14 protein-coding genes are annotated in these 17,665 nt (G+C 65.9%); 4 read left to right on the top strand and 10 right to left on the bottom strand.

Translation table 11 applies throughout. The annotated features are described in order from the left end of the window. Window positions 1-86 precede the first annotated feature (86 nt). From EGM71_RS15355 to EGM71_RS15340, 4 genes are all read right to left on the bottom strand, one after another. Window positions 87-2,051 (bottom strand): M2 family metallopeptidase, encoded by a 1,965-nt coding sequence (locus tag EGM71_RS15355; RefSeq protein ID WP_188485577.1) that lies wholly within the window; start codon window positions 2,049-2,051, stop codon window positions 87-89. A gap of 683 nt (window positions 2,052-2,734) precedes the next feature. After that, complete coding sequence (locus EGM71_RS15350) at window positions 2,735-4,384, bottom strand: phosphoethanolamine transferase (RefSeq protein ID WP_188485576.1); 1,650 nt, start codon at window positions 4,382-4,384, stop codon at window positions 2,735-2,737. Next, a complete protein-coding gene (locus EGM71_RS15345; RefSeq protein ID WP_188485575.1) occupies window positions 4,381-5,148 on the bottom strand; it encodes a phosphatase PAP2 family protein in 768 nt (255 codons plus the stop codon). Before EGM71_RS15345 ends, EGM71_RS15350 begins: the two co-directional genes overlap by 4 nt. Before the next feature lie 111 nt (window positions 5,149-5,259). Then, entirely contained in the window at window positions 5,260-6,963 is a 1,704-nt protein-coding gene (locus tag EGM71_RS15340; RefSeq protein ID WP_188485574.1) for an ArnT family glycosyltransferase, read from the bottom strand. 131 nt (window positions 6,964-7,094) lie between these two features. On the opposite strand from EGM71_RS15340, the gene EGM71_RS15335 reads away from it, so the two are divergent. Both EGM71_RS15335 and EGM71_RS15330 read left to right on the top strand, forming a co-directional pair. Next, on the top strand, window positions 7,095-7,808 hold the full coding sequence (locus EGM71_RS15335) for a response regulator transcription factor (RefSeq protein WP_188485573.1): 714 nt from the start codon (window positions 7,095-7,097) through the stop codon (window positions 7,806-7,808). Continuing rightward, the gene (locus EGM71_RS15330) at window positions 7,795-9,087 is read left to right on the top strand and encodes a sensor histidine kinase (RefSeq protein ID WP_188485572.1); all 1,293 of its coding nucleotides are present in this window, start codon (window positions 7,795-7,797) and stop codon (window positions 9,085-9,087) included. Before EGM71_RS15335 ends, EGM71_RS15330 begins: the two co-directional genes overlap by 14 nt. 30 nt (window positions 9,088-9,117) lie before the next feature. Here the strand turns inward: EGM71_RS15330 and EGM71_RS15325 are convergent, their stop codons facing one another. Continuing rightward, complete coding sequence (locus EGM71_RS15325) at window positions 9,118-9,507, bottom strand: VOC family protein (RefSeq protein ID WP_188485571.1); 390 nt, start codon at window positions 9,505-9,507, stop codon at window positions 9,118-9,120. 157 nt (window positions 9,508-9,664) lie between these two features. Here EGM71_RS15325 and EGM71_RS15320 point away from each other — a divergent pair, with 157 nt between their 5' ends. Continuing rightward, a complete protein-coding gene (locus EGM71_RS15320) occupies window positions 9,665-10,915 on the top strand; it encodes a DUF819 domain-containing protein (protein ID WP_188485570.1) in 1,251 nt (416 codons plus the stop codon). Window positions 10,916-11,318: 403 nt separating this feature from the next. Here the strand turns inward: EGM71_RS15320 and EGM71_RS15315 are convergent, their stop codons facing one another. Together EGM71_RS15315 and EGM71_RS15310 are read right to left on the bottom strand one after the other, a co-directional pair. Continuing rightward, window positions 11,319-11,543: a YbdD/YjiX family protein gene (locus EGM71_RS15315; protein ID WP_005410613.1), complete on the bottom strand. Its 225-nt coding sequence runs from the start codon at window positions 11,541-11,543 to the stop codon at window positions 11,319-11,321. Next, complete coding sequence (locus EGM71_RS15310) at window positions 11,543-13,624, bottom strand: carbon starvation CstA family protein (RefSeq protein ID WP_088026772.1); 2,082 nt, start codon at window positions 13,622-13,624, stop codon at window positions 11,543-11,545. The genes EGM71_RS15315 and EGM71_RS15310 overlap by 1 nt, the downstream gene beginning before the upstream one ends. A 215-nt stretch (window positions 13,625-13,839) precedes the next feature. Between EGM71_RS15310 and EGM71_RS15305 the strand changes: the two genes are divergently transcribed. Next, complete coding sequence (locus tag EGM71_RS15305) at window positions 13,840-14,691, top strand: pirin family protein (RefSeq protein ID WP_188485569.1); 852 nt, start codon at window positions 13,840-13,842, stop codon at window positions 14,689-14,691. A 128-nt stretch (window positions 14,692-14,819) separates the two neighbouring features. On the opposite strand, the gene EGM71_RS15300 is transcribed toward EGM71_RS15305, so the two are convergent. The 3 genes from EGM71_RS15300 to EGM71_RS15290 form a co-directional block, all read right to left on the bottom strand. Continuing rightward, entirely contained in the window at window positions 14,820-15,278 is a 459-nt protein-coding gene (locus tag EGM71_RS15300) for a hypothetical protein (RefSeq protein WP_188485568.1), read from the bottom strand. Window positions 15,279-15,474: 196 nt separating this feature from the next. After that, window positions 15,475-16,194 (bottom strand): aquaporin Z, encoded by a 720-nt coding sequence (gene aqpZ, locus EGM71_RS15295; RefSeq protein WP_032954396.1) that lies wholly within the window; start codon window positions 16,192-16,194, stop codon window positions 15,475-15,477. A gap of 121 nt (window positions 16,195-16,315) precedes the next feature. Further along, window positions 16,316-17,179, bottom strand: a complete 864-nt coding sequence (locus EGM71_RS15290) for a pirin family protein (RefSeq protein ID WP_188485567.1) — start codon at window positions 17,177-17,179, stop codon at window positions 16,316-16,318. Between the last annotated feature and the right edge of the window lie 486 nt (window positions 17,180-17,665).

The raw sequence follows: 17,665 nt of genomic DNA, 5'->3' as shown, positions 1-17,665 counted from the left end.
TGCCCGTTGGGTCTTCATCGCGTAGTTGCCGGCCAGCGGCCGGCACTACCAGAAAGGGGCGGATCCTCGCGGGCCCGCCCCTTTTCTCATTTCGCCGCCGGGGCCGCGTTGGCCTGCCAGCCGCACATCTGGCCTTCGTTCTGCTGCTTCAGCCACTCGTTGACCGGGGTGAAGTACTCGATCATCGGGCCGGCATCGAGCTTGTCGGTACCGGTCAGCTCCTTCAGCGTGGCCTGCCACGGCTGGCTGGCACCCTTGCTCAGCATCGCCCAGTATTTCTGGCCGGCTTCCTTGTTGCCGTAGAAGGTGCACTCATGCAGCGGGCCCTTGTAGCCGGCCGCATCGCACAGGCCCTTGTAGAACTGGAACTGCAGGATGCGCGCCAGGAAGTAGCGGGTGTACGGGGTGTTGCCCGGCACATGGTACTTCGCGCCCGGATCGAAGAACTCCTCGCCACGGGTGCTGGCGGGCGCCACGCCCTGGTACTTGGCCTTCAGGTCCCACCACGCCTTGTTGTAGTTGTCGGCGGTGATCGAGCCATCGAACACGCCCCAGCGCCAGCGGTCGATCATCAGCCCGAACGGCAGGAACGACACGCCCGACAGCGCCATGCGCATCTGGTTGTTGATGACCGCTTCGCGGCTCTCGGTCGGCGCATCGACCAGGCCGATCGAGCTGAGGTACTTGGGCGTCATCGCCAGCACGATGGTGTCGCCGATCGCTTCATGGAAACCATCGTTGGCACCGCCCTGGAACAGCGGGGGCAGCGGGTTGTAGGCCAGGTCGTAATAGATGTGGCCCAGCTCGTGGTAGATGGTGGTGAAGTTCTCTTCGTTCGGCTTGATGCACATCTTGGTGCGCACGTCGCCTTCCATGTTCATGTCCCAGGCGCTGGCGTGGCAGACCACGTCGCGGTCGTCAGGCTTGATGAACTGGGTGCGTTCCCAGTACGACTGCGGCAGCGACGGCATGCCCAGCGACACGTAGAAGTCCTGTGCGCGTTCGGTCATCTGCTTGGCGGTACGCAGTTCGGCCTCGCGCTGCGCCTTGTACTGCGCTGCCACGTTGGCATCCTTGCCGGCCTTGGCCAGCGCCGCGCTCAGGTTGGTCTGGTACTGCTTTTCCAGCGCAGCGGTGATGTCCAGGCTGCCGGCACCCGGGTACGGTTCCAGCTGGTCCCACAGGTTCGACCAGTCCTGCTGCCACATGTTGCCCAGCAGGTGCGCGGCGATCAGGCCGTTGCCCACTTCGGCCTTGTCCTTGCCGTAGGTCTTGTCCAGCTTGCCGCGCGCGTAGCAGTGCAGCTGCTCGTACATCGGCTTGACCTGTTCCCACAGGCGATCGGTTTCCGGGCCGATCTGTTCCGGCGGCATGTCGTAGCCGCTGCGCCACATCTGGCCGGCATCGGTGAAGCCCATGCCCTTGGCGCCTTCGTTCACCAGGCCGACGAACTTCTGGTAGTCGCCGCGCATGCTCTTGGTGGTGCTGTGCCAGCCCTGCCAGGCGTCGAGCTGCTTGTCGTAATCGCGGCTGCGTGCCAGCACCTGCTCCAGCTCGCCCAGCTGGCGGCAGGAGTTCGGATCGTTGGCGTCGGTGCAGTACTTGCCGGCGCCGTAGCTGCCTTCCATGCGAGTGGCGATCTGGGTCAGCTCGGCCAGCTTGGCCGGGTCGCGCGGCGCCGGCATCGACGACATCAGCTTCAGCAGGTGGATCGCGCGCTTGCTGTCCTCGCTCATCGGCTTGCCGTCGAACTTGGCCGCCTGTTCGATCCAGCTGTTGAGCTGGGTCAGCGAGCGCTCGTTGGCCTTGGCCGCGATGCGTTCCGAATCACCGTTGATGTAGGTGGAGGACAGCCACTGCGCCGAGGTCATCTCCGGGTAGGCGGCCTTGAACTCGGCATTGATGCGGGCCACGAACTGGTCGGCGGTTTCGCCGGCCGGAGCGCTGCTGCTGGCGGTATCGGTGCCTGGGGCAGCTTCCTTCTTGCAGGCGGCCAGGGCCAGCGTGGCGACGGCGATTGCCGAGGCCAGCAGGAGATGACGGTGTTTCACGGGCGATCCTTGGGTGGTGAACGACGGCCGAAGGCTAGTGGGCAGTCGCCGCCACCGCAAGTGGCGGAAGTCGGCCGGGCGGCGCCCGGCACCCGCAGAGGCCTTCAGGCAACGGCAAAGGCCGAAGCAACAGCAACAGCGGACTATCCGTGGTTTGGTGGGGCGGTGTCGGAGTGCGGGGACGCCGCAAGTACGTCCCTGTAGGCTTGGCAGCCGCATCCATGCGGCTGACACCCCGCACTCCGACACCGCCCCACCTCTGACAGATTCCGTGTGCTGTCGGTAGGTGTCGACCTTGGTCGACACACCTGTCAGGTATCGACAATCAAAATGGGGTCGGATCCGTTTTCCTCCGGAAAACGGATCCGACCCCAAGGTCGTTCCAACCGATCGCGGAAAACTGTCGAAGGCGGGGTGGGTCCGGTTGCGGGGGCGTGAGCGCCATGGATGCCGCGGCCAAGCCCCCATGGGTGAGGGCGCTTTGCTTGCGAAGCACTGCTTCGCAAGCGCCCGAACGCACAGCCGCCAGCGGCTGGGCCGGACCGCGGAGCGGGGTTTACGGCGTCTCCCGCCACCGGACCCACCCCGCCATCCCACGGAATGCATGCTGTTGCTGTTGCTTCGGCCGTTGCGGTTGCAGTTGCCTCTGCAGGTGCAGGGCTGCAAGCCCTGCCGAACAACCCTCAACCTTCGCAGCTGGCGAACACGTCCCGGTCGCGCTCGTACAGCGAGGTCTTCACCTGCATCAGGCCCAGCACCGACGGGAACAGGTTGTCATGGTCGGTATACGCCGCCGACCGCTTGCGCACGCACTGCAGGTCCAACCCGCGGCTGCTGGCGAAGCCCTGCGAGAACCACATCGTCATCGGTACCCGGGTCTGCTCGGCCGGGGCGATGGCGTAGGGCACGCCGTGCAGGAACAGGCCCTTCTCGCCCAGCGACTCGCCGTGGTCGGACAGGTAGATCATCGCCGTGTCGTAGTCCTGCATGCCCTGCAGCGTGCCGATGGTCTTGGTCAGGAAGTGATCGGTGTACAGCACGGCATTGTCGTAGCTGTTGGTGATCTCTTCGCGCGAGCAACGGCCGATGTCACGGGTGTCGCAGGTCGGAGTGAAGCGGCGGAATGCGGGCGGATAGCGCTCGAAGTAGGCCGGCCCGTGGTTGCCCAGCTGGTGCAGCACCACCACCCGGTCGCCGGGCTTGGCCCGTACCTGGGTGGCCAGGTCCTGCAGCAGGATCTCGTCCATGCAGCGGCCATCGGCGCACAGGCCCGGGGTGGTGGCGTCGGACAGCGACTGGAAGTCCAGGCCCTCGCACACGCCCTTGCAGCCGGACTGGTTGTCACGCCACAACGGCGCGATACCGGCGCGGTTCAGGACGTGCAGCAGCGACTGGTGGGCACGGATCTTCTTTTCGTCGTAGTCGTGGCGACCCCACGGCGAGAACAGGCACGGCAGTGAAACCTCGGTGCTGGTGCCGCACGAATGCATGTCCGGGAAATTGATCACGCTGGCCTGCGCCAGTTCCGGGGTGGTGTTGCGGCCACCGTTGAGGCCCCAGTTCTGCGCGCGCACGGTCTCGCCCATGACGATCACCAGCAGCCGCGGCTTGCTGGCCGGTGCTCGCGGGGTGGCCTTGGCATCGGTGCCGATCGGCAACTTCGGTGCGCGCTGCACCGGGTTGTCGCCACGCAATGCACGCGGCATGCCCAGCAGCACATTGGCAGGCGTAGCCAGGTAGCGCACTTCGCGCTGGTTGCGCATCAGTGCCGAGACATCCTGGAACGAGATCAACGCGCCGCCGACGGCGGTCACCGCCGCCACCACCAGGAAGCCCAATCGCCACAGCAGGCTGCGGCCCCAACTGCGACGACGCAGCTGCACGCGCCACAGCACCACCATCGGCAGCACTGCCAGCAACAGCACCGGCCACAGCAGCGACACGGTCATCAGCTCGCGGCTTTCCTTGGGGTCGGTCGCCAGCACGTTGCGCAGCATGTCCGCATCCAGGTAGATGTGGTAGCGGCTCATGTAGTGCGCGGCGAATGCGGTCACCAGCAGCAACAGGCTGATCACCACCTTGGCGTTCCAGCGCCAGACCAGGATGCCCAGCAGCACGCCGTGCGCACCCAGCAGCAACAGCAGCAGCGAAAGCGCATAGCGCAGGCTGCCCGGATGGCTGGCCATCGCGCTGTGCCAGAACAGGCCGTTGCCGGCCACCGCGAAGAACAGGCTGGTCAGTGCGATCAGTGCTTCGGTGGACAGCTGCGGCCGCCAGCGGCGAAGACTCGCCAACGCGGGGAGGCGGGCGGGGCGTTGGACCGATGCACTCATGCGTTTGCCTCCTGGCGGTTGGGACGGTCCGGCTGACGGCGTGTCAGGACGCGTTTGACGATCAGATACAGGCCGAGCGAAAGCAGCCAACATATCAATGCAGTGGCAATGTCATGCGAAAGGAAATGCGCGCCCCGAAGCTGCTGGCTGATACCGAACACCAGGCCGGTGGCAAGACCGATCCACAACCCGGCCCAGCGCCATGAAGGGCGCCACAGCAAGGCGAAATAGTAAAGGCATAGCCAGGCATAGCCCGCGCTGGCGTGGCCGGCCGGGAAGCAGGCACGCGGCGCCATGCCATCAGGGCGCAGCGTGAGCAACCCGATGAAGGGCTCGTGGCCGCCGTAGCGCAGCAGATCCCACGGGCATTCCATCGGCACCAGTGCCTTCAGCAGGGAGATCACGCCGGTGCCCAGCGCCATGGCAATTACGACATAAAGCAGCGCCCATCGCAGGGTGCGATCGCGTCCCTTGCGCCAGTGGTGGAAGCACAGCAGGATCGCCACCAGCGCTGCTGCCGTGCTCAGCCATTTGCCGGCCTTGTGCACCACCGAGCGGGTGATCCAGGCGTCCTGCAACGCCCAATGGCCGCCCTCAAGTCGGAACAGGTGATCGGCCACCCACTGGTCGCCGCCGAAACCCATCAGCAGCGTGAACACGGGCAGACCGATTGCGACAGGTAGCCAAAGGTGAGTTACGGCAAATTTTGACGCCAGTGGCGATGTCGCAAGCGGCGCTACCGAATCAAGGGGACGAACGGGCATGCTGGGAAGGGGCGGTTCGGGAATCCGCAGTCATGCTCGTCACCTGGATGTCGGAGAAGGGTCGGACGCTCGTTCGCGCCGGGTTAATGATTCCCCGGCGCGTGCCAACGTTCAGTCTTCTTCCGCGGTCGAGCCGGCCCGTTCGGCATGGCATTGCGGGTCCCAGGCCGTACCGGGAAGCAGTTGCCAACGATTCCTGTTGGCAATGCCGATGTCGATCACCTTGGTCGGGTCCACGCACGGGCTCATCGCATCGTCCAGCACCAGCAGCCAGCGCTTCGCTGGTGCCTCGGCCAACCACGGGCCGGCGTCATGCCACTGCTCGGCCCAGGGGCGCTTGAAGCCGAACTCGCGCACCGGCCGGTCGGCCTGCAGCAGGTTCTGTTCGCGCCAGGCGACCAGCGCAAGTTCAGCGTCCGGTCCGATCCGCGCGCCCACCCGGCGCATCACCGCCGATGCCGACGCGAACGGATCCAGCGCGGGGATCAGCACCAGGCCGTAGAGCATCCACAGCATGCCGTGGGTCAGCAGCACCAGCGTTGCAGCGCGGCGCACCCGCAGCCACACGATCAACGTGGCCAGGGCAATGGCAAAGGTCAGCAGGCCATCCCCCAGCACCGGCAGCAGCGTATCGGGCATCGCCCGCCGATCCAGTTGCGCCAACGCCCACGGGTGCTCGGTCATCAGCATCACGCCGAGTACGCCGGTGGCCAGCATCAGCACCACGCTGTAGCCGAACAGGTAGCGGCGCACGCACAGGCGGCGCAGCAGGCCCGGCAACAACGGGGCCACCGCCAGTGCCATCGCCGGCAGCATCGGCAGCACATAGACCTCGCGCTTGCCGGGGCTGGCACTGAAGAACACCAGCACCAGCAGCGCCCAGCCCAGCAGCAGCCACTGCCGGCGGTCGCCACGGCGGATGCGGCGCCACCACGGCTTGAACAGCATCGGCAGCAGCAGGCTGCCCGGCAGCCACAGGGTCAGGATCACCTGCAGGTAGTACCAGACCGGTTGGCGGTGGTGCCAGGCATTGGCGTAGCGCGTGCCGGTCTGCTTGAACAGCAGTTCGTGGGCATAGGACTGCAGTGCCGCACTGGGCTCATGCAGCAGTGCCCAGCCCAGCGGGGCAAGCCACACCGCCACGCCCAGCAGGAAGGCCGGGATCAGCCACAGCAGCGTTGCCGGATGCGGGCCCTCCACGCGGTGCCCGCGACGGCGCTGGTACAGCCACCAGCCGAACCAGGGCAGCACCATCAGCAGTGGCAGGAAACCCACGCCCTTGGTCACCGTGCCGAGGCCCGCGGCGAAACCCGCCAGCCACAATGCGGGCAGGTTGCGGCGCTCGCACAGGTGGCGCATCAGTCCCCACAGGGCCACCGTGGTCATGCCGACCAGCACCATGTCGATCTGCGCGCGCTTGGCCATCAGGCCAAACTGCAGGGTGCAGAACAGCGCCGCCAGCGCGTACAGGGAATGCCGGGGGGACCACAGCCGGCGTGCCAGGTCCGAGACCAGCCACAGGCTGAGCAGGGCGCCCAGCAGCGACGGCAGCAGGAACGACCACTGCCAGCTGCCGACGATCTCATAGGCCGCCGCCTGCAGCCACATGAAGACCGGCGGCTTCTCCGCGTACAACTCCACGCCGCGGTGCGGCAGCAGCCATTCCCCGCTTTCGACCATGGTCCGCGCCGCCAGCACGAAGCGCGGCTCGTCCGGCGGCTGTGGCTGCCGAAGGCCGATCCCCGCTGCCAGCGCAGCAATGATCAGCAGCCACAACAGGGGCAGGCGCCAACGGCGGGGCAGGGCTACGGGCACGGCAGGCTCCGGGAGCAAAACGGCCACTCTGACGTGGCAGGGGTAGGAAAAGCGTCAGAGCGGCGCCGGGGCGACCGCATTCCGACATGTGCGGCGCTACCATGGTACGAACTTCCGTGGATGTTTCGTGCATGCGTCTGTTGGTGATCGAGGACAACCGCCAGCTGGTGGCCAACCTGTTCGACTATTTCGAGTCGCGCGGGCACGTGCTCGACGTGGCCCCGGATGGCATCACCGGCCTGCACCTGGCCGGCAGCCACCCCTACGATGCAGTGATCCTGGACTGGATGCTGCCGCGCATGGAGGGCCCGGAGGTGCTGCGTCGCCTGCGCGCCGAGCACGCGTCGGAGGTGCCGGTGATCATGCTGACCGCGCGAGATGAGCTGCCGGACAAGATCGCCGGCTTCCGCGCCGGCGCCGACGACTACCTGACCAAGCCGTTCGCCCTGCCCGAGCTGGAAGTGCGGCTGGAGGCGCTGCTGCTGCGCGCGCAGGGCCGCAATCCGCGCAAGCGCCTGCAGGTGGGCGACCTGGTGCTGGACCTTGCAACCCTGGAGGCCCAGCGCGGCAGCCAGGTGCTGCATCTGTACCCGGCCTGCCGCAAGCTGCTGGAAGTGCTGATGCGTGCCAGCCCGGGGGCGGTGACCCGCCAGCAGCTGGAGTTCGCGCTGTGGGGCGACGAGCCGCCGGACGGCGACCTGCTGCGCTCGCATGTCTACGAACTGCGCCGCAGCGTTGACGGCCCCTTCGCCGAGAAACTGATCCATACCCTGCCACGGGTAGGCTATCGCCTGGCGGTGACCACGGCCACGGATGCTGGCAAGGATGATGATGAAGGCGCGTAAGCCGGGGCCGTTGTACCGGCGCGTGGTGTGGTGGCTGCTGGGCTACCTGGCCCTGCTGTCGATCGCCGTGTTCAGCGTTGGCAACTATGTGCACGAGCACGCCGAACACGCGGCCTGGCGTGCGCTGCTCAATTCCGAGCTGGACAGCATCGTCGAGCACGTCGAGCATGAACCGCACTATCGCTGGCAGGATTCGGACACGCTCAGTCTGTACCGCTTCGATGCAGTCAACCTGCCTGAGAGCCTGCGTACGCTGCATCCGGGATTGCACGACGGAGTGATGATCAAGGGGCGGGAGACGGCGGTGATGGTGCGCGAGACCCGTTCCATGGGGCGCGTCGCGCTGGCGCTGGACATCTCCGACTTCCATGACCTGGAGCAGTTCGCCACGCGTTGGGTGATGCTGGCCGGGGTGATCATGATCTTCGTCACCGTGCTGATGGCGTCCTTCGGCATGGAGCGCATGGTGCGCCCGTTGAGCCTGCTGGCCCAGCACATCGGCGCGTTGCGGCCGGGCGTCCAGGGCCAGCGCATCGAGGTCGATCCACGCGGCAGTTCCGAGCTGCACACCATCGCCGATGCGTTGAACGACTACCTGGACCGCAACGAGCAGTTCGTCGAGCGCGAGCGGGTCTTCATCAGTACCGCCAGCCACGAGCTGCGCACGCCGATCGCGGTGATGACCGGTGCAGCCGAGCTGGCGCTGGAGCAACCGGGCCTGCCCGAGCGTGCCCGCCAGCAGGTGCAGCGGGTCCTGCGCACGGCACAGAGCGTGGAGCAGCTGATCGAGCTGCTGCTGGTGCTGGCGCGCGATCCGGCGCGCCTGGCCGCGCGTGCCGAGCGCATCGCATTGGACCAGCTGCTGCCGGAGATCGTTGACGACCATCGCCATTTGCTGGGCGACAAGGACCTGAGCATCGGCATCCAGGCCGCACCGGTGGACATCGTCGCGCCGCTGGCGGTGGTGCAGGCAGCGATCGGCAACCTGCTGCGCAATGCCATCGAGAACAGCGGTCGCGGCCATATCGAGCTGCAGCTGAGTTCGTCTGCGGTGCTGACCCTGCAGGACCCGGGACATGGCATGAGCCCGGAGGAGATCGCAGCGATCCACGCCCGCATGGCGCGGGGGGAGCGCGCCGATCGTGGCGGCGGCATCGGCCTGGACCTGATCGCGCGGCTGTGCGAACACCTGGGCTGGACCCTCCAGCTGCAGCCTTGTGAACCGCGCGGCACACGCGTCACCCTGGACTTCGGCGCTTCGCGCCCCACATCGCGGTAGTGCCGGCCGCTGGCCGGCAACCCCACGGCACTAGGTGCCAGTCGGTCGCGCCACGTGCTGGTCGATCAGGATCACGTTGCCGTCGGGATCGGCCAGCTGCAGGTAGCCGGTCCCCTGGCCATCGGGATCGGTCCGTACCGCCAGTTCGATGCCCTTGGCATCCAGTTCCGCCTGCAGTTCACGCACATCCTGGAAGTGGGGCAGTTCCTGCTTGTGCTGGTCCCAGCCGGGGTTGAAGGTCAGCAGGTTGCCTTCGAACATGCCCTGGAACAGCCCGATCACCGTGCCGTTGCTACGCATCACCTGCCAGTTCTGCGTGGGATCGCCACCGGTGACCGAGAACCCGAGGGCTTCGTAGAACGCACGGGAGGCGGCCAGATCCTTTACGGACAAGCTGACAGAGAACGCACCAAGCTGCATGGGCCTGCTCCACAACGGCGATGCAGCAATAGTCGTCAATGCAGGGGAACGCGGCAAGCAGCGCAGCATGACCCGGCGTGAAGACAGTGTTAATCTCGACCTGCGCCGCTTTATGCGGCGCTTTTTTTTCCCGCTCTTTCGATCGACAGAGGATCCCATGCCGACCGAACCCGCTACTGCCCTGATCAGCAACGACATCGTTGGACTGGGCCTGATTGCCGCCACCCTGGCCCTGATCTTCTGGGCCGCCAGTGGCCCGACCCCACTGCTGAAGAAGATCTTCGCCTGGGTGCCGGCACTGCTGCTGTGCTACTTCATCCCCGCCATCTACAACACCGCCGGTGTCATCGATGGCCACAACACCTCGCTGTACAACCCCGTCGCGCGCGACGTGCTGCTGCCGGCCGCGCTGGTCCTGCTGACGCTGTCGATCGATCTGAAGGGCATCGCCAAGCTCGGCCCGAAACTGCTGATCGTGTTCTGCGCCGGTACCGCCGGCATCATGCTCGGCGCCATCGTCTCGTTCCAGCTGATGAAGCTGATCCATCCGGAAACGGTGGCCGGTGATACCTGGGCCGGCATGGCCGCTCTGGCCGGCAGCTGGATCGGTGGCGGCGCCAACATGGTTGCCATGCGCGAGGTGTTCGGCACCGACGCCACCACCTTTGGACAGTTCGCGGTGGTCGACGTGGCCTGCGCCAGCCTGTGGATGGCGATCCTGCTGTTCCTGGCCAACCGCGCGCAGCAGATCGATACCCGCAATGGTGCCGATACCCGCGCGATCGACGAGATGAAGGCGCGCATCAGTGCCTACGAGGCTCAGAACGCGCGCATTCCCAGCATGACCGACCTGATGGTGATCGTTGGCGTGGCACTGGGTGGCGTCGGCCTGGCCCACGCCATCGCCGCGCCGCTGTCGGGCTGGTTCAAGGCCAATGTCAGCTGGGCCAGCCAGTTCAGTCTCGATAGCCAGTTCGTCTGGGTGATCCTGCTGTCCACGGCGATGGGCCTGGGCCTGAGTTTCACCCGTGCACGCCGGCTGGAAGCCGCAGGCGCTTCGCGGCTGGGCACGGTGTTCCTGTACTTCCTGATCGCGTGCATCGGCATGCAGATGAACCTGCTGTCGCTGCTGGATCGGCCGTGGCTGTTCCTGCTCGGCGCGATCTGGATGGCCACGCACGTGCTGGTGCTGTGGGTGGTAGCCAAGCTGCTGCGCGCGCCGCTGTTCTTCTTCGCGATCGGTTCGCAGGGCAACATCGGCGCGGCCGCCTCGGCCCCCGTGGTGGCAGCGGCGTTCCATCCGACGCTGGCCCCGGTAGGTGTGTTGCTGGGCACGGTGGGCTATGCCACCGGCACCGGCCTGGCCTACGCCACCGGCTTGATCCTGAAGTGGATGGCCGGGGCCTGAGTCCTGAGCTGACGATCATGTTGCGTGTTCACGGCAATTGCCGTGGACACGCCTTCCCCGTGCAGAGCCGGGCCCACGCTCGGCTTTCTTTTTGCCTGCCACCGGATAGATCCACGTCATGCGTGGATGCACTTCATGGGTATCCATGAACAAAGAAAGGACAGATCCGTTTCCCTGCGGAAACGGATCTGCCCCCTGATGCTTCTTGCCGTCACCGGAAATCTGTCGAAGGTGGGGTGGTGTCGGATGCCGCGGCCAAGCCCCCAAGGACGGGTTTACGGCGTCCCCGCCATCCGACACCACCCCGCCAAATTCACGGAAAACCAGAGCCGACGCTTTGGCCGTTGCAGTTGCAGTTGACTCTGCGGGCGCCGGGCTGTGAGCCCGGCACCCACCTCACCGCTCAACAGCAACGGCCACCGTTGCGTCCGCCGTAACGCGCTTCCTGTCGTTCGCGGAAGAACGTCTTGTAGTCCATCGGCTCCTGGTCCGGATGCTTTTCCAGCATGTGCCGGACGTAGTTGTCGTAATCAGGAATGCCACAGCACAGTCGTGCGGTCTGCACCAGGCGCCGCCAGATGCGGCGGTGCGCCTGGTACTGGCCGGCGGGAACCAGTTGCGTGCTCATCACAGATCCACCATTTCATGCGGCTTGAGCGCCACGTACGGGGTTTCGCGGTCAGTGCGCTGCGGATTGCGGCGGGCCGCGAGGATGGTCTTGATCGAATACACCAGCACTGCGCCCACCACCAGCAGGAACAGCGCGGTCAGGCCAGTGTTGACGTAGGCGTTGACCACGATCTGCTTCATCTGCGCCACCGATTTGGCCGGTGCGGTGATCGTGTCGCTGGCGAGCGCGGCCTGGAACTTGTGTGCCTGTGCCAGGAAGCCCTGCGCCGGGTTGCTGTCGAAGATCTTGATGAAGCCGGCGTAGGTGGTGCAGATCAGCAGCCACACTGCCGGTACTGCGGTAACCCACGCATAGCGGTCACGCTTCATCTTGAACAGTACCACCGTGCCCAGCATCAGCGCGATACCGGCCAGCATCTGGTTGGAGATGCCGAACAGCGGCCACAGCGTCTGGATACCACCGAACGGATCGACCACGCCGGTGTAGAGCAGGTAGCCCCACAGTGCCACGCAGCCGGCGGTGCCGATGATGTTGGCGGTCCACGACTCGGTCTTCTTCAGGGCCGGCACGAAATTGCCCAGCAGGTCCTGCAGCATGAAGCGCCCGGCACGGGTGCCGGCGTCCACTGCGGTCAGGATGAACAGTGCTTCGAACAGGATCGCGAAGTGGTACCAGAACGCCATCATCGCGTCGCTGCTGCTGGGGATGGCCTGGTGCAGGATCTGCGCGATGCCCACTGCCAGTGTCGGCGCACCACCGGCGCGGTGCAGGATGGTCGGCTCGCCAATCGCCGCCGCGGTCGCGGTCAGCTGCTCGGGCGTGATGGTGAAGCCCCAGGTGTTGGTGATGTAGTGCGCGGCCGAAGCCGCATCGGCACCGATCACGGCAGCCGGGCTGTTCATCGCGAAGTAGATGCCCGGATCGATGATCGAGGCCGCCACCAGCGCCATCACTGCCACGAACGATTCCATCAGCATGCCGCCGTAGCCGATGTAGCGCATGTGCGCTTCATTGGCCAGCAGCTTCGGCGTGGTGCCGGAGGAAATCAGCGCGTGGAAACCCGACACCGCACCGCAGGCGATGGTGATGAACAGGAACGGGAACATGCCGCCCTTCCACACCGGGCCATCACCGCTGGCGGCGAACTGGGTCAGCGCCGGCATCTTCAGCTCCGGCATCACCACCAGGATGCCGATGGCCAGCGCGATGATGGTGCCGATCTTGAGGAAGGTCGACAGGTAGTCACGCGGGGCCAGCAGCAGCCACACCGGCAGCACCGAAGCGACGAAGCCATAGCCGATCAGCATCCAGGTGATCTGGGTGCCGGTGAAGGTGAACGCCGGGCCCCATACCGGGTCGGCGGCGACCTTGCCGCCGTACCAGATCGCGGCCAGCAGCAGGATCAGGCCGACCACCGAGATCTCGCCGATCTTGCCGGGGCGGATGTAGCGCATGTACACGCCCATCAGGATCGCGATGGGCATCGTCGCGATCACCGTGAACATGCCCCACGGGCTTTCGGCCAGTGCCTTGACCACCACCATCGCCAGCACCGCCAGGATGATGATCATGATCAGGAACGCACCGAACAGCGCGATGGTGCCGGGCACCTGGCCCATCTCCTCGCGCACGAGATCGCCCAGCGAGCGACCATTGCGGCGACTGGACAGGAACAGGACCATGAAGTCCTGCACCGCTCCAGCCAGCACCACGCCCACCACCAGCCACAGCAGTCCGGGCAGGTAGCCCATCTGCGCAGCCAGGACCGGGCCGACCAGCGGGCCGGCGCCCGCGATGGCGGCGAAGTGGTGGCCGAACAACACGTGCTTGTTGGTCGGCACGTAATCCAGGCCATCGTTGTTGATCACCGCCGGGGTGGCCCGGGTCGGATCGAGCTGCATCACCTTGTTGGCGATGAACAGGCTGTAGAAGCGATAGGCGACGAGGTACAGCGACACCGCCGCGACGACGATCCACAGGGCATTGATGTGTTCGCCGCGGCGCAGCGCCACGGTGCCCAGACAGAACGCGCCGAGCAGGGCGAGTACCGCCCAGCCCAGTTTGGAAAACCCTTTCATGAGGTGCTCTCTCCCGGAAAGACAGACAAAGAGTCCCGCGTGCCCTCGACAGGGTCAATTGGCACAGGACGAATCGGCGTTAGTACTTTGGTCGTACGGCGGTTGCGCTGACGTGCAACGAACATCAGGGATGGAACAATCGGTTGCGGTGCCATCCATTGGCGTACGGCCATGTGGCGTCCATCTTCACTGGCATCCATCCAACAGGAGTCGCCATGAGCTTTCCCGAACCGGTCCGCGTGCTGCGGACCATCCGTGGCATGCCCACCTCCGACGGTGCCGGCGTGCGCCTGACCCGCGTCATCGGCGGCCCCACGCTGCCGGACCTGGATCCGTTCCTGCTGCTCGATGAATTCGGCACCGACCGCGCCGAGGACTACATCGCCGGGTTCCCGGAGCATCCGCACCGCGGTTTCGAGACCGTCACCTACATGCTCGACGGACGCATGCGGCATCGCGACAACCATGGCAACGAAGGCCTGCTGACCCCGGGCAGCGTGCAGTGGATGACCGCGGGCCGCGGCCTGGTGCACTCGGAGATGCCCGAGCAGGAAAGCGGGCAGATGCGCGGCTTCCAGCTGTGGGTGAACCTGCCGGCGAAGGAGAAGATGACCGAGCCGAAGTACCAGGAGTTCGCGCCCGAGCGCATTCCCGTGGTGCAGCCGGACGCCGGCGTGGAAGTGAAGGTGATCGCCGGCACGGTCGACGGCACCCGCGGCCCGATCGTGCAGCCGGCCACCGAGCCGCTCTACCTCGAGATCACGCTGGCGCCCGACCGGGCCTGGACCTACGCGCTGCCGGAAGGCCACAACGCCTTCGCCTATGTCTTCGAAGGTGCGTTGACGGTGGGTGAGCAGGATGCTGCGCGCGATGTCGCGCGCCAGGAACTGGCGGTGCTGGGCGGTGGCGAACAGCTGCATGTTTCGGCCGGCAGCGAAGGCGCGCGCCTGATCCTGGTGGCCGGCCGTCCGCTGCGCGAGCCGGTGATGCGGCACGGCCCGTTCGTGATGAACACGCGGCAGGAACTGATGCAGGCCTTCGTCGATTTCCAGGAAGGCAAGTTCTGAGGGGGTGCCGGCCGTTGGTCGGCAACAGCCTCGGATAAAGGCGGATCGGGGTGCCGGCCAGCGGCCGGCACTACCGTCGGATCGGGTCGCGCTGCGGGGATGCTGCCAGGCAGTCATCCCCGTCACCTTCAGCGCCCGGCAGCCACGGCCGACGGGGTCAGGCTCATGCCCTGCGCCAGCTGTTGCAACGAGCCCAGTTCCTGCGCGCTGTCCGGATACAGCGAAATCTGCGCGTAACGCCCTTTGTCGATCTTGACCACGCTGATGCGGCGCTCGGCATAACCCGGCGGTTGCTGGCCGCCCAGGTCGGGCTGGTACCAGTACAGCGATTCGCCGCCGAAGCTGCCTTTTTCCTGGCGCAGCGAGCGGCTCAGCGGAATGGCCGGATCACGCGCGCTGAGCATCAGGCTCAGTACTTCTCGACCGTCACTGGTGCTTGCGCGGCAGACCAGGAAATCGGCCTGCACCTGCTGCTGCCACTGCAGCCCGCTGCTGGCCGGCAGCGAAGGACATTCGGACGGTGCCTGTGCGGCGGCCTGGGCCGCAGCGAACAGCAGGCTCGACAACATGACAGGCACGAACTTCATGCATCCCCCAAGGTGATGAGTTGTTTGGCACCGCCAGCAGGGCCAGCGGCATGGCATCCCATCCCCGGATGCCGCCCCATCCGGCATGTGCACGGATGGTCAACTCAACCTTAACGGAACGTGAGCAATCGCACAATTCGCGGTTACAAGCGTAACCATTGCGGCCGAGGGTCGACCGCAATGGGTGCCGCGTGGATCAGCGGTCGTTGCCGATCCACTTGTAGATCAGGCCGCCGATCGCGCCGCCCAGCAGGGGGGCGACCCAGAACAGCCACAGCTGGCTGACTGCGCCGCTGCCAGCAAAGAAGGCCACGGCGGTGGAGCGGGCCGGGTTCACCGAGGTGTTGGTGACCGGAATGCTGATCAGGTGGATCAGGGTCAGCGACAGGCCGATCGCCAGTGGGGCGAAACCGGCCGGTGCCTTGCCGTGGGTGGAACCCATGATCACGATCAGGAACACCGCGGTCAGCACCACTTCGCACAGGAAGGCGGCCGCCACGCTGTAGCCGCCGGGCGACAGCGCGCCATAGCCATTGCTGGCGAACGCACCGGCCTGGCTGCCATCGATGGCGAAGCCGCTGGCGCCGGAGGCGATCTGCAGCAGGATGAAGCCGGCCAGCAGGCCGCCGGCGACCTGGGCGATGATGTAGGGCACCAGGTCCTTGGTCGGGAAACGACCACCGGCCCACAGTCCGACGCTGACCGCCGGATTGAAGTGCGCGCCGGAGATATGGCCGAACGCATAGGCGCCGGTCACCACGGTCAGGCCAAAGGCGAGCGCTACGCCGAGGAAACCGATACCCAGCGGATTGCCGTCACCACCGAACTTGGCGGCCAGCACCGCACTGCCACAGCCACCCAGAACCAGCCAGAACGTGCCGAGGAACTCGGCGGACAAGCGTTTACCCATGCTCATGTGTTGCACTCCTTTGACGGTCGAAAGTGTGATTTATGTCACATTTCAATGATCAGCGGGTGACTGTAGCGTCAACGCCGGGTGCAGGGATACACCTTCGGATGTGTGCAACACGCGATGTTCAGTACTGCGGAAGGGGGATGAATTCCTTGTCGTCGCCCGGAATGGTGCCGAAGCGGCCGGCTTCCCAATCGTGCTTGGCCTGCTCGATGCGCTCCTTCGAACTGGAGACGAAGTTCCACCACAGATGACGCGGGCCATCCAGCGGCTCGCCGCCGAACAGCATCGCCTTCACCGGCGTCTTCGCACGCAGGCGACCTATCGCACCGGCTTCGGGGATCACCAGATGCTGGGCGGGGATGTCAACGCCGTCCAACTGCGCGTCGCCTTCGAGGATGTACAACGCGCGCTCGCGGTGGCCATTGTCGATATCGATCTCCGCATCCGGGTCGAGATCGATCGCTACGTTGAGGGTGTCGGCGAACACCTTCACCGGCGATTCCTCGCCATAGGCGCGGCCGGCGATCACTCGCAGCCAGACACCATTGCGGCGCTGCTCGGGCAGGGTGGCCGCGGCATGGTGGTAGAACGCCGGTTCGATTTCCTCATGCGATTTCGGCAGTGCCACCCAGGTCTGCATGCCGTGGATCGGGTTGTCGTGATCGCGGTCCGGCTGCGGCGTGCGCTCGGAATGGGCGATACCGCGGCCGGCGGTCATCCAGTTGACGTCACCGGGACGGATCACCTGATCCGAGCCCAGCGTGTCGCGGTGGCCGATGGCGCCCGACCACAGGTAGGTGACTGTGGCCAGGCCGATATGCGGATGCGGGCGCACGTCGATGGCGGTGCCGGGGTGCATGAGTGCCGGGCCCATCTGGTCGACGAACACGAACGAACCGATGCTGCGCGCCTGCAGGGTAGGGACGGCGCGACGGACTTCGAGGCCGCCGATGTCGTGCACGCGCGGTGCGATGATGGTGGTCATGCGGGCGTTCTCGCTGGCAGGGATCAGGTGGTCAGCATCGCATGCAGCTGTGACGGGCACATGCCCCGTATGGGTAACAGGTTGTTCCAGCCAACGGCGCAGCCCCTCGTGGCTGGTTGCTTGGTCGCTGAAGGCGGAAGCAAGATCAAAAGTCGTGCTTGGCCGGGCGGGTGGGTTGCGCAGGACACGCCGTAAACCCATCCATGGGGGCTCGATGGCGCCATCCATGGCGCCAACGGTCCTGCGCAACCCACCCGCCCGACCTCTGACAGTTTCCGTGTGCGTCCAGCCACGAAGAAGAAAAAAAGAAAATCAAAATCAAAATCAAACGCCGGTCGCTTCGCTCCTGGTGTCGACCAAGGTCGACACCTACAGCCATCGCAGTTCACCCACCGTCACCGGGAAACTGTCAGGGGTGGGGCGGTGTCGGGTTGCGGGGTGTCCGCGGCATGGATGCCGCGGCCAAGCCCCCAAGGACGGGTTTAC

Origin of the sequence: Stenotrophomonas maltophilia (assembly GCF_006970445.1) — a bacterium.
In the GTDB taxonomy this organism is placed as follows: domain Bacteria; phylum Pseudomonadota; class Gammaproteobacteria; order Xanthomonadales; family Xanthomonadaceae; genus Stenotrophomonas; species Stenotrophomonas maltophilia_AU.
Note: the sequence above shows the minus strand (reverse complement) of the source record. Positions and strands in the feature narration are given on the sequence as shown.